Annotated in this window: 15 protein-coding genes; 12 read left to right on the forward strand and 3 right to left on the reverse strand. The window is 59.9% G+C overall.

Features of this window, described 5'->3' with window-relative positions; translation table 11 throughout:
• Positions 1–2: 2 nt before the first annotated feature.
• From BLV61_RS14820 to BLV61_RS14830, 3 genes are all read left to right on the forward strand, one after another.
• Complete coding sequence (locus BLV61_RS14820) at positions 3–1,061, forward strand: PA0069 family radical SAM protein (protein ID WP_090466078.1); 1,059 nt, start codon at positions 3–5, stop codon at positions 1,059–1,061.
• Between the two features lie 241 nt (positions 1,062–1,302).
• Positions 1,303–2,034 carry a carbonic anhydrase gene (locus BLV61_RS14825; protein ID WP_047535864.1) on the forward strand — a complete coding sequence of 244 codons (732 nt, stop codon included), beginning with the start codon at positions 1,303–1,305 and terminating at the stop codon, positions 2,032–2,034.
• Between the two features lie 89 nt (positions 2,035–2,123).
• The gene (locus BLV61_RS14830; protein WP_090466081.1) at positions 2,124–3,650 is read left to right on the forward strand and encodes a SulP family inorganic anion transporter; all 1,527 of its coding nucleotides are present in this window, start codon (positions 2,124–2,126) and stop codon (positions 3,648–3,650) included.
• Positions 3,651–3,770: 120 nt separating this feature from the next.
• On the opposite strand, the gene BLV61_RS14835 is transcribed toward BLV61_RS14830, so the two are convergent.
• Positions 3,771–4,412 carry a hypothetical protein gene (locus BLV61_RS14835; protein ID WP_047535859.1) on the reverse strand — a complete coding sequence of 214 codons (642 nt, stop codon included), beginning with the start codon at positions 4,410–4,412 and terminating at the stop codon, positions 3,771–3,773.
• A 370-nt stretch (positions 4,413–4,782) separates the two neighbouring features.
• Between BLV61_RS14835 and coxB the strand changes: the two genes are divergently transcribed.
• From coxB to BLV61_RS14855, 4 genes are all read left to right on the forward strand, one after another.
• Complete coding sequence (gene coxB / locus BLV61_RS14840; RefSeq protein WP_047535858.1) at positions 4,783–5,910, forward strand: cytochrome c oxidase subunit II; 1,128 nt, start codon at positions 4,783–4,785, stop codon at positions 5,908–5,910.
• An 82-nt stretch (positions 5,911–5,992) separates the two neighbouring features.
• Positions 5,993–7,579, forward strand: a complete 1,587-nt coding sequence (gene ctaD, locus BLV61_RS14845) for a cytochrome c oxidase subunit I (protein WP_047535857.1) — start codon at positions 5,993–5,995, stop codon at positions 7,577–7,579.
• A 135-nt stretch (positions 7,580–7,714) separates the two neighbouring features.
• Positions 7,715–8,269, forward strand: a complete 555-nt coding sequence (locus tag BLV61_RS14850; protein WP_047535851.1) for a cytochrome c oxidase assembly protein — start codon at positions 7,715–7,717, stop codon at positions 8,267–8,269.
• Positions 8,270–8,294: 25 nt separating this feature from the next.
• Positions 8,295–9,182, forward strand: a complete 888-nt coding sequence (locus tag BLV61_RS14855; protein ID WP_047535850.1) for a cytochrome c oxidase subunit 3 — start codon at positions 8,295–8,297, stop codon at positions 9,180–9,182.
• A gap of 57 nt (positions 9,183–9,239) precedes the next feature.
• On the opposite strand, the gene BLV61_RS14860 is transcribed toward BLV61_RS14855, so the two are convergent.
• Positions 9,240–9,443: a twin transmembrane helix small protein gene (locus BLV61_RS14860; protein WP_008064738.1), complete on the reverse strand. Its 204-nt coding sequence runs from the start codon at positions 9,441–9,443 to the stop codon at positions 9,240–9,242.
• Between the two features lie 70 nt (positions 9,444–9,513).
• Between BLV61_RS14860 and BLV61_RS14865 the strand changes: the two genes are divergently transcribed.
• The 5 genes from BLV61_RS14865 to BLV61_RS14885 are packed head-to-tail and all read left to right on the forward strand — an operon-like array spanning position 9,514 to position 13,416.
• Positions 9,514–10,254: an SURF1 family protein gene (locus BLV61_RS14865; RefSeq protein ID WP_090466088.1), complete on the forward strand. Its 741-nt coding sequence runs from the start codon at positions 9,514–9,516 to the stop codon at positions 10,252–10,254.
• Entirely contained in the window at positions 10,220–10,813 is a 594-nt protein-coding gene (locus tag BLV61_RS14870) for a hypothetical protein (RefSeq protein WP_047535841.1), read from the forward strand. The genes BLV61_RS14865 and BLV61_RS14870 overlap by 35 nt, the downstream gene beginning before the upstream one ends.
• A 10-nt stretch (positions 10,814–10,823) precedes the next feature.
• The gene (locus BLV61_RS14875; RefSeq protein ID WP_090466091.1) at positions 10,824–11,897 is read left to right on the forward strand and encodes a COX15/CtaA family protein; all 1,074 of its coding nucleotides are present in this window, start codon (positions 10,824–10,826) and stop codon (positions 11,895–11,897) included.
• Positions 11,885–12,784 carry a heme o synthase gene (gene cyoE, locus BLV61_RS14880; protein WP_047535836.1) on the forward strand — a complete coding sequence of 300 codons (900 nt, stop codon included), beginning with the start codon at positions 11,885–11,887 and terminating at the stop codon, positions 12,782–12,784. The genes BLV61_RS14875 and cyoE overlap by 13 nt, the downstream gene beginning before the upstream one ends.
• A complete protein-coding gene (locus BLV61_RS14885) occupies positions 12,781–13,416 on the forward strand; it encodes an SCO family protein (protein ID WP_047535832.1) in 636 nt (211 codons plus the stop codon). Before cyoE ends, BLV61_RS14885 begins: the two co-directional genes overlap by 4 nt.
• A gap of 197 nt (positions 13,417–13,613) precedes the next feature.
• On the opposite strand, the gene BLV61_RS14890 is transcribed toward BLV61_RS14885, so the two are convergent.
• Positions 13,614–14,387, reverse strand: a complete 774-nt coding sequence (locus tag BLV61_RS14890) for a MetQ/NlpA family ABC transporter substrate-binding protein (protein WP_090466094.1) — start codon at positions 14,385–14,387, stop codon at positions 13,614–13,616.
• Positions 14,388–14,429 lie beyond the last annotated feature (42 nt).

The following is a 14,429-nucleotide window of genomic DNA, read 5'->3' on the forward strand; positions in this document are numbered from 1 at the left end:
CCATGCAAACGCCATTGCCCCCACGCGGCCGCGGCACCGCGACCAACCCGCACAATCGCTTCGCCCCAAATCGTTCGGTGGCCGAGGACGACGGCTGGTATCAGGAAGTGCCGATCACGCAAGGCACCGAGGTGCGCATCGAGACGGCGAAAACCATCATCACCCGCAACAATTCGCCAGATCTGCCCTTTGATCGTTCGATCAATCCTTACCGCGGATGCGAGCACGGTTGCATTTATTGCTATGCACGACCGAGCCATGCCTATTGGGACATGTCCCCGGGACTGGATTTCGAAACGCGCCTGATCGCCAAGACCAACGCCGCTCAAGTGCTGGAGGAACAACTCTCCAAGCGTGGCTATCAATGCGCGCCGATCAATCTTGGCTCCAACACCGACCCGTATCAGCCGATCGAGCGCGAACACAAGATCACCCGCCAAACCCTGGAAGTGCTGCTGCGCTATCGCCATCCGGTGACCATCATCACAAAAGGTTCGTTGATCCTGCGCGATCTGGACCTGTTGGCCGAACTCGCCCGGCAGAGACTGGTGGCGGTGATGATCAGCCTGACCACGCTGGATGACGAACTCAAACGCATCCTTGAACCCCGAGCGGCGGCGCCCAAGGCCCGACTTCGCGCGATCAGGGTCATGCGTGAGGCGGGAATTCCGGTGGGAGTGCTGTGCTCACCGATGATTCCCATGATCAACGACAGCGAACTCGAAAGCCTGCTGACCGAGGCCCATGCGGCCGGAGCCCAGAGTGCGGCGTATATGATGCTGCGCTTGCCGCTGGAAGTTGCACCGCTGTTCGAGGAATGGCTGGGCGCTCATTACCCGCAACGGGCGGCTCATGTCCTGAGCCTGATTCGCCAGAGCCGTGGTGGTGAGTTGTACGACAGCCGTTTTGGCGCACGGATGCGCGGCGAAGGTCCCTTTGCCGACCTGTTGGCACAGCGCTTCTCCAAAACCATCAGGCGCCTGGGGCTTAATCAACGGGAAGGGTTTAACCTGGATTGCGAATCCTTTTGTCCGCCAGGTCGCCAAATGTCATTGATTTAAGGACGATTGACCCATTGCTGAGTATTGGGAAGCGCTTGCAGGCATTGGGCTGGTCACGTTTTTTGTGACCTGGAACACACGTTCTAGAGCGCTTGATTCAGTTTGAGTTAAGATTCGGCGACTACCTTGTTCATCGAGTGACTGACGGGTCAGATTTTTTTGACCTGGATGTTTTTAAACAGCCACTGGCTTCACACCGGATAAAAGGGAAATTCCCTGACTCCGCAAAAGAGGATGAATCATGAGTGACAAGGATAAACAGCCGTTGGCTGCGTCGGCGTCTGCCCAACCGGAGGTGGAAACCGCCGATGCGGCGCTGCAGCATATCGTTGACGGCTTTTTGCATTTTCATCATGAGATCTTTCCGCAACAGGAAGAACTCTTCAAAAAACTCGCGACCGCCCAACGACCGCGAGCGATGTTCATCGCCTGTGCGGATTCGCGCATCGTTCCTGAATTAATCACTCAAAGCTCCCCCGGCGATCTGTTCGTCACCCGCAATGTGGGTAACGTCGTACCGCCTTACGGCCAAATGAACGGTGGTGTTTCCACGGCCATCGAGTACGCCGTGCTTGCTCTTGGCGTGCATCACATCATTATCTGCGGGCACTCCGACTGTGGCGCGATGCGCGCGGTGCTCAACCCGCAGAGCCTGGAGAAAATGCCGACGGTCAAAGCCTGGCTTCGACATGCCGAAGTGGCGAAAACCATGGTTCAGGAGAACTGCAACTGCGCCAATGAAAGCGAAAGCATGCACGTCCTCACCGAGGAAAATGTGATCGCCCAGTTACAGCACTTGCGCACGCACCCGTCAGTGGCTTCGCGCATGGCCAATGGTCAGTTGTTTATCCACGGCTGGGTTTACAACATCGAAACCAGCGAAATCAAAGCCTACGATGCCGATCAGGGCTGTTTCCTGCCGCTTAATGGCAGCCTGCCGATTCCTGTGGCGACGCCCAAAGCGCGCTTCTAAATACTCCTAAATCCCGCGTGGTTATACCGAGGCTGCCGATCAGGCAGCCTGGCTTTGCCATGCCTGAAGAAAACTTCGGGAGAATCAACATGCGTGCTGCGCAACTCAAAGCTGTTCTGCCACGTGAGCTACTGGCTTCGGTGGTTGTATTCCTGGTAGCCCTGCCCTTGTGCATGGGCATTGCCATTGCTTCGGGACTTCCCCCAGCCAAAGGCCTGATCACCGGGATCATCGGTGGTTTGGTGGTGGGCTGGTTGGCCGGCTCCCCCTTGCAGGTCAGCGGCCCCGCGGCAGGCTTGGCGGTGCTGGTGTTCGAACTGGTGCGCCAGCATGGTGTGGACATGCTCGGGCCGATCCTGTTGTTGGCGGGTTTTCTGCAACTGGTGGCCGGTCGATTGAAACTTGGCTGCTGGTTCAGGGTGACGGCGCCTGCCGTTGTGTATGGCATGCTCGCCGGCATCGGGGTATTGATCGTCCTGTCACAGGTGCATGTGATGCTCGATGCCGCGCCCAAGCCTTCGGGACTGGATAACCTGGCGGCGCTCCCCGCTGCCGTGTCCCAGGCCTTGCCTTCTTTTGGCTGGCAGGCCGGTTTGCTCGGGCTGGGAACCATCGCGGTGATGTGGCTGTGGGAAAAACTACGCCCGCAATCCCTGCGCTTCATTCCAGGTGCGTTGCTCGGCGTTGGTCTTGCCACGGTCACCAGCCTGGTGATGGCATTGCAGGTCAAGCGCGTGGAAGTCCCGGCCAACCTGGCCGAAGCCATTGATTGGTTGCGGCCAGCCGACCTGCTCAACCTGGCGGATCCCACCCTGCTGATCGCCGCGTTTGCCGTGGCCTTTATCGCCAGCGCCGAAACCCTGCTGTCCGCCGCCGCAGTAGACCGCATGCACAGTGGTCAGCGTTCGGATTTCGATCGCGAACTGTCAGCACAAGGAATCGGCAACATGCTCTGCGGTCTGCTTGGCGCGCTGCCGATGACCGGCGTGATCGTTCGCAGCTCAGCCAATGTACAAGCCGGAGCCACCACACGGTACTCGACGATTTTCCACGGACTGTGGCTGCTGGCGTTCGTGATGCTGCTGTCGAGCGTGCTGCAAAGCATTCCCGTGGCAAGTCTGGCCGGCGTGTTGGTTTATACGGGTTTCAAACTGGTCGACCTCAAGGCGTTTCGCAGCCTCGGACGTTATGGCCGCCTGCCGATGTTCACTTACGCCGCGACCGCGCTGTCGATCGTTTTCACCGATCTGCTGACCGGCGTGCTGATCGGCTTTGGCTTGACCCTGGCCAAACTGGCCTGGAAAGCCTCACGCTTGAAGGTCAGCCTGATCGACCTGCGCAAAGAGGGAGAAATGGAGTTGCGGCTGGTGGGCGCGGCCACCTTTCTCAAAGTGCCGGCGCTGACCCGGATACTCGCAAGCATTCCTGACGGCGCGACGGTGCATGTGCCGCTCAATAATCTGAGCTACATCGATCATGCGTGTCTGGAGCTACTGGAGGAATGGGGTCGGGCGAATGCGGCGAAGGGCTCGAAGTTCTTGATCGAGTCCCGGGGATTGAAGCGCCGGTTGGAGGGACGGGTACGGACCAACACCGGTATAGGTGCATCGGGCTGAATACCCCTGCAGGAGCGAGCTCGCGATGGGCAAAAGAACACAGCGGGTGGTGTCAGGATACCCGCGTAACCGTTGTCGACCATCGCGAGCAGGCTCGCTCCTACAGTGGACGGAGGTGGATCAGGCTTCCAGCTCCAGGCCCACGCCCAGGCGGCGGGACATGCACGGCCAACGCTTCCACGCGGCGCCGGTGTCCGGGCTGCTGAGCTTCTCGCGGTAGGCCTCTACCGACTCCAGAGCGAAACTCTCTTCGTTGAGCATCTCGTCGATGGCGTGATGCACTGCCTCGTCCAGTTGGTTGGCGAATTCCTCACCGATCAATTGGTGGGCAATCAGGTTGGCGACAGTCATGTCCAAGGGGATCAGTGGCTGGCCAAAATGCTTGATGTACAGGTCATTGACCTCTTCGACAAACCGATGCGCCAGGTAGGCCTCGTCCAGCAGGCTGTCGAGCCCGACGTGCCCGGCCATGATCGCCGGTGGCTGGAGGAAATACTGCTCGGCGATTTTCAGCACCGGTTTGATCTGTGACTCGATACCCGCTTCCCTGGCGACTTCATTGGCTGCGTCCAGCAGATCAGGAACTTCGTCGATGTAGGCGGCGACAAAACGTGTCAGTACGCCATTGGCATCCGCCTCCGGCAATTGGATCGCCGGGTGCAAGCGAGGCAGTTTGCTTTCCAGCTGACGCGTCAGCAGGCCGGTTTCGGATTCGTGTTGTTGGGCTTTTTGGATCTGCTCGCGCAATGCGGCGGTGTTCATGAAAACTCCAGGAAACAAGGCAGTGAAATAGGGAAGACATAACTTAGCTGGCTTACGAAAAATGCTAAGACGCATTTGTCATAATTATTTCATCCTTGAGACACCTGCGTTATATCGATTTGCCACCACTCGTCTGCATCCTTCTCCATTCGTGGCCTGCAACGCAAGTTAATGCTGTTTCAGATCATTTACGCCTTCGCATTGCGAGGTGAGAGTCGCTGTCTATACTCGGACTTGAATGGAGTTAGCTGATGACGCCCGACTGCAAATGCAGCAAGGCCCGGCGATTCAAGTTCGTAGTCTGATGCAGCCGCTCCCTTGCCGCAGGTGAAAGCCGGCGGGATAACAAGAACGATAAGGGGAACCCGCAATGATGCGACATCCACATGTCTGGATGGGCCTCCTGTTGTGGTCGATTTTCAGCCAGGCGCAAGCCGCCTGGACTGTGAATATGGCGCCTGGAGCGACTGAAATCAGTCACGCTGTATTTGACCTGCACATGACCATTTTCTGGATCTGTGTAGTGATCGGCATCATCGTCTTTGGCGCCATGTTCTGGTCGATGATTCTGCACCGCCGCTCGACCGGGCAGGTGGCCGCAAAATTCCATGAAAGCACCACCGTCGAAATCCTCTGGACCATCGTGCCCTTCATCATTCTGGTGGCCATGGCGGTTCCCGCGACGGCGACCCTGATCAAGATGTACGACCCCAGTGAGCCGGATATCGATATCCAGATCACCGGTTATCAGTGGAAGTGGCATTACAAATACCTGGGCCAGGACGTCGAGTTTTTCAGCAACCTGGCCACCCCCGCCAACCAGATCCACAACAAGGAAGCCAAGGGCGAGCATTACCTGCTTGAGGTCGACAAGCCGTTGGTGCTGCCGATTGGCGCCAAGGTGCGCTTCCTGGTGACATCCGCCGACGTGATCCACTCCTGGTGGGTGCCTGCCTTTGCGGTCAAGCGCGATGCGATCCCGGGGTTCGTCAACGAAGCCTGGACCCGCGTCGACAAACCCGGCATCTACCGTGGCCAGTGCGCCGAGCTGTGCGGCAAGGATCACGGCTTCATGCCGATCGTGGTCGAGGTCAAGGAAAAGGCCGATTACGACAAGTGGCTGGCCGACCGCAAAGCCGAAGCCGCTCAGCTTAAAGAACTGACCAGCAAGGAATGGACCCTCGACGAGCTCAAGGAGCGCGGCGACAAGATCTATCACACCACGTGCGTAGCCTGTCACCAGGCCGAAGGCCAGGGACTGCCGCCCATGTTCCCGGCGCTCAAGGGCTCGAAAATCGCCACCGGACCGAAAGAGGCTCACCTGAGCCTGGTCTTCCACGGCAAGCCAGGCACCGCCATGGCGGCGTTCGGCAAGCAGCTCTCGGAAGTCGATATCGCGGCGGTCGTGACCTACGAACGTAACGCCTGGGGCAACAACAAGGGCGACATGGTCACTCCTAAAGAAGTGCTGGAGCTGAAACAGGCGGAAAGCAAATGACCCGGTCTATTGCGCATGTAAGGAACCGGTCGAGGCACAGTGCCCCGGCCTGCCCAGCCCATCTGTTGACAGGAGACAGGCCATGAGCGCCGTTATCGATGACCACGGTCATGCCGACCACGCCCACGGCCCCGCCAAAGGCCTGATGCGCTGGGTGCTGACCACCAACCACAAGGACATCGGCACGCTGTACCTGTGGTTTGCCTTCACCATGTTCCTGCTCGGCGGTTCGTTCGCGATGGTGATCCGCGCCGAATTGTTCCAGCCAGGCCTGCAAATCGTCGAACCGGCGTTCTTCAACCAGATGACCACCATGCACGGTCTGGTGATGGTGTTCGGTGCGGTGATGCCCGCGTTCGTCGGCCTCGCCAACTGGATGATCCCACTGATGATCGGCGCGCCGGACATGGCCCTGCCGCGGATGAACAACTTCAGCTTCTGGCTGCTGCCGGCTGCGTTCATCCTGCTGGTCTCGACCCTGTTCACCCCCGGTGGCGGACCGAACTTCGGCTGGACCTTCTACGCTCCGCTGTCAACGACCTATGCACCGGAAAGCGTGACGTTCTTCATCTTCGCCATCCACTTGATGGGGATCAGTTCGATCATGGGCGCGATCAACGTGATCGCCACCATCCTCAACCTGCGCGCCCCCGGCATGACGTTGATGAAAATGCCGCTGTTCGTCTGGACCTGGCTGATCACCGCGTTTCTGCTGATTGCGGTGATGCCGGTACTGGCCGGGTGCGTGACGATGATGCTGATGGACATCCATTTCGGCACCAGCTTCTTCAGCGCCGCCGGTGGCGGTGACCCGGTACTGTTCCAGCACGTGTTCTGGTTCTTCGGCCACCCCGAGGTGTACATCATGATTCTGCCGGCCTTCGGCGCCGTCAGTTCGATCATCCCGACCTTCTCGCGCAAGCCGCTGTTCGGCTACACCTCGATGGTCTACGCCACGGCGAGTATCGCGTTCCTGTCGTTCATCGTCTGGGCGCACCACATGTTCGTGGTCGGCATTCCGCTGGTGGGCGAGCTGTTCTTCATGTACGCCACGCTGCTGATCGCGGTGCCGACGGGCGTGAAGGTGTTCAACTGGGCCAGCACCATGTGGCAGGGCTCGCTGACCTTCGAGACACCCATGCTGTTTGCCGTAGCGTTCGTGATCCTGTTCACCATCGGCGGTTTTTCCGGGTTGATGCTGGCCATCGCCCCGGCGGACTTCCAGTACCAGGACACCTACTTCGTGGTCGCGCACTTCCACTATGTGCTGGTGCCAGGGGCGATCTTCGGGATCTTCGCCTCGGCCTACTACTGGATGCCGAAATGGACCGGCCACATGTACGACGAAACCCTCGGCAAGCTGCATTTCTGGCTGTCGTTCATCGGCATGAACATGGCCTTCTTCCCGATGCACTTCGTAGGGCTGGCCGGCATGCCGCGCCGGATTCCGGACTACAACCTGCAATTCGCCGACTTCAACATGGTGTCGTCGATCGGCGCGTTCATGTTCGGCGCCACGCAGATCTTCTTCCTGTTCATCGTGATCAAGACCATTCGCGGCGGCCCGCCAGCACCGGCCAAACCGTGGGATGGGGCCGAAGGCCTGGAGTGGAGCATCCCGTCGCCGGCGCCGTATCACACCTTCACCACGCCGCCGGAAGTGAAATGAACGTAACCCCTGTAGGAGCGAGCCTGCTCGCGAAAAACCTGAGAGCGCCGCGGAGCATCAGGCTTGCAGCGTTATCGTTGACGACCATCGCGAGCAGGCTCGCTCCCACAGGGGGCCCGGTTGCGGGTTGGAACCATGGCTGACTCGATTTCGATGAAGAAACTGGTCACCCGCCTGCTATTGGTGGTGGTAGCGATGTTTGTTTTCGGCTTTGCCCTGGTGCCTATCTACGACGTGATGTGCAAGGCATTCGGCATCAATGGCAAGACCGCCGGGCAGTACGAGGGCGAGCAAACGGTCGACACCTCGCGGCAGGTTCGCGTGCAGTTTCTGTCGATGAATAACGCCGACATGCCGTGGGAGTTCTATCCCAAGGGTGATGATCTGGTGGCCCATCCGGGGGCGGTGAACGAGATGATCTTCATCGCGCATAACCCCACCGACCGCCCGATGAGCGCCCAGGCTGTCCCGAGCATCGCGCCCAGCACCGCGGCGGCGTATTTCCACAAGACCGAATGTTTTTGCTTTACCCAGCAAGTGCTGCAGCCCGGTCAACGGATCGAGATGCCGGTACGTTTCATCGTTGACCGTGACATGCCCAAGGATGTGAAGCACCTGACGCTGTCCTACACGCTGTTCGATATCACCGCCCGACATCCACCGGTAGTCGTTGCAAACACTGGCGGTTGAGCGTGCCCGATAAGGAGAACAATCAATGGCAACTCATGAACATTATTACGTTCCCGCCCAGAGCAAGTGGCCGATCATTGCCACGCTCGGCATGCTCACCACCGTGTTCGGCCTGGCCACCTGGTTCAACGACCTGAAAGCCGCGCGGCCGGAATCCCACGGCCCACTGATTTTTTTCGTCGGTGGCCTGCTGTTGGCCTACATGCTGTTCGGTTGGTTCGGCGCGGTGATCAAGGAAAGTCGCGGCGGACTGTACAGCCCGCAGATGGATCGCTCGTTCCGCTGGGGCATGAGCTGGTTCATCTTCTCGGAGGTCATGTTCTTCATCGCCTTTTTCGGCGCACTGTTTTATGTGCGCCACGTCTCCGGCCCGGCTCTGGGTGGCGAAGGCGCCAAAGGCATCGCCCATATGCTGTGGCCGAACTTCCAGTTCACCTGGCCACTGCTGAACAATCCAGACTCCAAACTCTTCCCGCCGCCCAAGGAGGTCATCAGCCCCTGGGGCCTGCCGCTGCTCAATACCGTGTTGCTGGTGAGCTCCAGCGTGACGGTGACCATCGCCCACCACGCCTTGAAGAAAGGCCATCGCGGCGCGCTGAAACTCTGGCTGGCGATCACCGTGCTGCTCGGTTGCGCGTTCCTGACCTTCCAGGCCGAAGAGTACATGCACGCCTACCACGAACTGGGCCTGACCCTGGGCTCGGGCATCTATGGCGCGACGTTCTTCATGCTCACCGGCTTCCATGGTGCCCACGTGACCATCGGCACCATCATCCTGTTCGTGATGCTGATGCGGATCATGCGCGGGCACTTCGACGCCGATCATCAGTTCGGCTTCGAGGCGGCGAGTTGGTATTGGCACTTCGTGGACGTGGTGTGGATCGGACTGTTCGTTTTCGTCTACGTGCTTTAAGAGCAGCTATAAGCCGCAAGCTGCAAGCCTCAAGTTGGAAGCGCTTGAAGCTTGAAGCTACCAAGGGGCATGGGAAACCAACTGGCCGCTGAAAAAACCCCAGGCGATCAAGCCGACGGTAATGGCGGCCAGTGCAACACGGACACTCAAGGCAATGACGAGGCGGTTCGAGCTGCTGTCGTCCTTGACCAGAAAAAACAGGCCGCTGAACAGGCTGACAACCGTGGCAATCAGCATCAGGACGATGGCTGCTTTGAGCATGGTGGAACTCCGGGGGACAGGCGATGCATTTGAGTATAGCTATCGCAATGACCGACTTTCTGGCGACGCCATGAAGCGCTTCCGGCCGGGCATCGTGCCGACACTGGTGGTGACGCTGTTGCTGCCACTGCTGGTGTCCCTGGGGTTCTGGCAATTGAGCCGGGGCGCGGAGAAAAGCGCGCTGCTGCAAAGCTACACCGAGCGCCGGGCCGCCGAGCCGATGGCCAGCACCGAGCTGCAACACACCGCAGACCCGGCCTTTCGCCGCGTGCGCCTGCACGGCCAGTTTGATGCCGCCCACAGCCTGCTGCTGGATAACCGTCAGCGCGATGGCAAGGTCGGGGTCGAACTGCTGCAACCATTTCAGGATCAGGCGACCGGACTCTGGCTGCTGGTCAACCGCGGCTGGCTGCCATGGCCGGACCGGCGCACACCGCCTCAATTCACCACCCCTGCCGATGCCTTGAGTCTCGACGCGTGGGTCTACGTCTCCCCCGGCGCGACCTTCCAGCTCCATGCCGATCCCAACTCAACGACCTGGCCTCAACTGGTCACGGCGGTTGACCCGGCAAAACTCTGGTCAGCCCTCGAGCGCGAAGGGTTCGCCTACGAATTACGCGAGGAAAGCGGCCCCGCGTCCTACCAGGCTGACTGGCCGGTGGTCGCCATGGGCCCGGAAAAACACATCGCTTACGCCGTGCAGTGGTTCGCCATGGCGATCGCCCTGTTCGGCCTTTATCTCTACCTCGGCTGGCACAACGCAAAGGAGAAACACCATGGGAGCGGCCATGAATCCACCCAGCATGTCTGAGGCGAAAACGCCGGCGAGTCGGCGCAAGGGTCGCTTGCAGTTGCTGTTGATCCTGCTCGGGGTGATCGGTCCGATGATCCTCGCCACCGGCATGTACAAACTGCAGTTCTGGGTGCCGGAGGGCCGCAGTTATCACGGCGAACTGATCGGCAACGGTCAGACACGCGCCGACATCGGCGTGCAGGCGCAGGAGGACCGCTGGCAGATGCTGGTCACCGCGCCGAAGGATTGCGCGTTGGACTGCCAGCAGTTGGTGTATCTGGCACGGCAAATCCAGATCGGCCTCGGTCGCGATGCCTCTCGCGCCAGCCACGCACTTGCCGCCGCCCAGCCCCTGACGTCCGAGTACGACGCCAAACTGACTCGGGAATATCCGCAGCTGCAGCGCTATCCGCTGGATTTGAGCACTTTCAGTCAATCGAACGGCGACAAGACCACGCCGCAACTGTGGATCATCGATCCACACGGCAATCTGGTGCTGCGCTACGACCCGTCGGTCAAGGGCAAGGACTTGCTCAACGACCTGCGCCACCTGCTGAAACTGTCGAACATCGGATAAGGGCATCGTCATGGCCAAACCTGGATTTCGCCTCGCGCTGTTTGCCACCTTGCTGGCGCTGATTGTGGTGTTGCTCGGCGCCTATACCCGCCTGACCCACGCCGGCCTCGGCTGCCCGGACTGGCCGGGCTGCTACGGCTTTATCAGTGTGCCGAAAAGCGAAGCCCAACTGGCCCATGCCGAATTGCATTTCCCTGACGCTCCAGTAGAGGCCCACAAGGGCTGGAACGAGATGATCCATCGCTACTTTGCCGGCACCCTTGGCATGCTGATCTCGGTGCTGGCCGGACGTGCCTGGATCAATCGCTGGCATCCGGGACAACCGCTGAAGCTGCCGTTGTTCCTGCTGGCGGTGGTGTTTGGCCAAGCGGCGTTCGGCATGTGGACGGTGACGCTCAAGCTCTGGCCGCAAGTGGTCACCGGGCATTTGCTGGGCGGCTTTGCCACGCTGAGCCTGTTGTTTCTGCTGACCTTGCGCCTGTCCGGCGTACTGCCGGCGCTGACCGTGCCACGACGCTTGCAACACTGGGCGACGGCCGGGTTGCTGCTGGTGATCCTGCAAATTGCCCTCGGCGGCTGGGTCAGTTCCAACTACGCCGCCGTGGCCTGCATCGACTTCCCGACCTGCCACGGTCAATGGCTGCCCCCCGCCGACTTCGCCAACGGCTTTCACCTGACCCAACACATCGGCCCGAATTACCTCGGCGGGCAACTGGACAGCGATGCCCGCACCGCGATTCACCTGACGCACCGCATCGGCGCGTTGCTGGTGACCCTCGTTCTACTGGGTCTGGCGTGGCAACTGAAGGCGGTCGGCATGACGCGCCTGGCGGGCCTGGTACTGATCGCTCTCGCCGCACAAATCACCCTCGGTATCAGCAACGTGCTGTTTCATCTGCCCCTGCCAGTGGCCGTCGCGCACAACGCCGGGGGCGCTGCGCTGCTGCTGACCATGGTGTTGGTCAATTATCACGCCCGCACCAGCCTGATTCGGGTCAAACAACCGACTCGCTGGCGCTTCAGTCCGCGTAAACAAACAGCCGGGCCCATAACAATAAAAGGAGAGATGCCATGGCGATTCTGATCGGCGAACGTCCCAGTCAGGCGATCTGGCGTGACTACCTGGAGCTGACCAAACCGAAAGTGGTGGTGCTGATGCTCATCACCTCACTGGTGGGGATGTTTCTCGCCACCCGCGCCGGTGTGCCATGGACCGTGTTGCTGTTCGGCAATCTGGGAATCGCCCTGTGCGCGGGCGGTGCGGCAGCGGTCAACCATGTGGTGGACCGGCGCATCGATGCGGTGATGGCCCGCACGCACAAACGGCCACTGGCTGAAGGCCGGGTGACGCCGGCCGCCGCGCTGACCTTTGCCCTGGTGCTGGCGGTGCTCGGCCAGGCCTTGCTGCTGGCCTTTACCAATCCGCTGACGGCCTGGCTGACCCTCGCCTCCCTGCTCGGCTATGCCGTGGTGTACACCGGTTTCCTCAAGCGCGCGACGCCACAGAACATTGTCATCGGCGGGCTGGCCGGTGCCGCTCCGCCCTTGCTCGGCTGGACCGCCGCCACCGGTCATGTCAGCGCCGAACCGCTCTTGCTGGTCCTGATCATCTTCGCCTGGACCCCGCCACACTTCTGGGCCCTGGCCATTCACCGCAAAGAAGAATACGCCAAGGCCGATATTCCGATGCTGCCGGTGACCCATGGCGAGCATTACACCAAGGTGCATATCCTGCTTTACACCGGTGCGCTGCTGGCCGTCAGCCTGATGCCGTATGTGATTCACATGAGTGGCCTGCTCTACCTGATTTGCGCCATCGGACTGGGCGCCCGATTTCTGCAATGGGCGGTGGTGCTGTACCGTGGCACTCGGCCGCACGCGGCGATCAACACCTTCAAGTACTCTATTTACTACTTGTTCCTGCTGTTCATCGCCCTGCTCGTTGACCACTACTTATTGTTGAATCTATGACTCGAACCCAGAAAACCGTCTTCATCCTCGTCGCCCTGATCGCGCTGGTCCTGGGCCTGACCATCAACAAAGTGCTGTCGGGCAAAGGCCAGGGCGACCCGACGGCGCTGATCGATGCGGGGATTATCCTGCTGCCGCAAAGCCGCAGTCTGCCGAGCGTGACGATGACCAATCAGGACGGCCAACCGGTCACGATCAACGAGTTGAAAGGCAAATGGAGCCTGCTGTTCTTCGGCTACACCTTCTGCCCGGACATCTGCCCGACCACCCTCGCCCAACTGCGCCAGATCAAAAGCGAACTGCCGCCCGAGGCGGTGGACAAGTTGCAGATCATACTGGTCAGCGTTGACCCGAATCGCGACACGCCCAAGCAGCTCAAGCAGTATCTGGGCTACTTCGATCCACAGTTCATCGGCCTGGCCCCGGCATCGGTCGAAGAACTGCAAAAAGTCGCCAATGCCGTGAGCATCCCGTTCATTCCGGCGGACACCAGCAAACCGAACTACACCGTCGACCACAGCGGCAACCTGGCGGTGATCGGACCGGACGGGACACAGCGCGGTTTTATCCGGGCGCCGTTGAACAACCAGAAACTGGTGGCGCAATTGCCGGTGATGTTGAAGCGTCAGTGAGAACGCCACGCAACCTGTAGGAGCGGGCTTGCTTCGAGCGGCGTTCCGACGATGGTCGTGAACGTTAACGCGTAAATCCAGATGCCCAGTGGCGTCCTTTTGTTTTTCGCGAGCAAGCTCGCTCCTACAGAAGGCGGTGTAATCGGCATAAAAAAGGGGACGCTCATGGCGTCCCCTTTTTCGTTGCTTTCAGCCAATCAGAACGCCGGCACCACCGCGCCTTTGTACTTCTCGAGAATGAACGCTTTCACTTCCGGGCTGTGCAGCGCAGCAACCAGTTTCTTCATCGCATCGCTGTCCTTGTCGTCCGGACGGGCAACGAGGATGTTCACGTAAGGCGAGTCGCTGCCTTCGATGATCAGTGCATCCTTGGCCGGATCGAGCTTGGCCTCCAGCGCGTAGTTGGTGTTGATCAGGGCCAGGTCGACCTGGGTCAGCACGCGCGGGATAGTCGCGGCTTCCAGTTCACGGATTTTCAGGTCCTTGGTGTTTTCGGTGATGTCCTTGACGGTCGACAGGATGTTGTTCGAATCCTTCAACTTGATCAGGCCAGCCTTCGCCAGCAGCAGCAAGGCGCGACCGCCGTTGGTGGCGTCGTTCGGGATCACCACGTTTGCGCCGCCCGGCAGATCTTCCAGTTTTTTATGCTTGCTGGAGTAGGCGCCCAGCGGCTCCAGGTGTACACCGGCTACCGAAACCAGGTTAGTGCCCTTGGCCTTGTTGAATTCATCGAGGTACGGCTGGTGCTGGAAGAAGTTGGCATCCAGGCGTTTTTCCGCGACCTGCACGTTCGGCTGGATGTAGTCGGTGAAGACTTTGACCTTCAGGTCCACGCCTTCTTTGGCCAGGGCCGGTTTAACGAATTCGAGGATTTCCGCGTGTGGAACCGGGGTCGCCGCGACCGTCAGGGTGTCGGCAGCGTGAGCGGAAAAAGCTGCAACAGCAGCGAATGCGACGAGTAGTTTTTTCATTCAGCTAACTCCTTGTGGGTACTCGCTTGCGACGCCTGAAAC

Source organism: Pseudomonas mohnii (genome assembly GCF_900105115.1).
GTDB lineage: Bacteria > Pseudomonadota > Gammaproteobacteria > Pseudomonadales > Pseudomonadaceae > Aquipseudomonas > Aquipseudomonas mohnii.

Coding starts and splice junctions, on each gene's coding strand:
- BLV61_RS14820 (WP_090466078.1), top strand. CDS start 3: ATGCAAACGCCATTGCCCCCACGCGGCCGCGGCACCGCGACCAACCCG.
- BLV61_RS14825 (WP_047535864.1), top strand. CDS start 1,303: ATGAGTGACAAGGATAAACAGCCGTTGGCTGCGTCGGCGTCTGCCCAA.
- BLV61_RS14830 (WP_090466081.1), top strand. CDS start 2,124: ATGCGTGCTGCGCAACTCAAAGCTGTTCTGCCACGTGAGCTACTGGCT.
- BLV61_RS14835 (WP_047535859.1), bottom strand. CDS start 4,412: ATGAACACCGCCGCATTGCGCGAGCAGATCCAAAAAGCCCAACAACAC.
- coxB (WP_047535858.1), top strand. CDS start 4,783: ATGATGCGACATCCACATGTCTGGATGGGCCTCCTGTTGTGGTCGATT.
- ctaD (WP_047535857.1), top strand. CDS start 5,993: ATGAGCGCCGTTATCGATGACCACGGTCATGCCGACCACGCCCACGGC.
- BLV61_RS14850 (WP_047535851.1), top strand. CDS start 7,715: ATGGCTGACTCGATTTCGATGAAGAAACTGGTCACCCGCCTGCTATTG.
- BLV61_RS14855 (WP_047535850.1), top strand. CDS start 8,295: ATGGCAACTCATGAACATTATTACGTTCCCGCCCAGAGCAAGTGGCCG.
- BLV61_RS14860 (WP_008064738.1), bottom strand. CDS start 9,443: ATGCTCAAAGCAGCCATCGTCCTGATGCTGATTGCCACGGTTGTCAGC.
- BLV61_RS14865 (WP_090466088.1), top strand. CDS start 9,514: ATGAAGCGCTTCCGGCCGGGCATCGTGCCGACACTGGTGGTGACGCTG.
- BLV61_RS14870 (WP_047535841.1), top strand. CDS start 10,220: ATGGGAGCGGCCATGAATCCACCCAGCATGTCTGAGGCGAAAACGCCG.
- BLV61_RS14875 (WP_090466091.1), top strand. CDS start 10,824: ATGGCCAAACCTGGATTTCGCCTCGCGCTGTTTGCCACCTTGCTGGCG.
- cyoE (WP_047535836.1), top strand. CDS start 11,885: ATGGCGATTCTGATCGGCGAACGTCCCAGTCAGGCGATCTGGCGTGAC.
- BLV61_RS14885 (WP_047535832.1), top strand. CDS start 12,781: ATGACTCGAACCCAGAAAACCGTCTTCATCCTCGTCGCCCTGATCGCG.
- BLV61_RS14890 (WP_090466094.1), bottom strand. CDS start 14,387: ATGAAAAAACTACTCGTCGCATTCGCTGCTGTTGCAGCTTTTTCCGCT.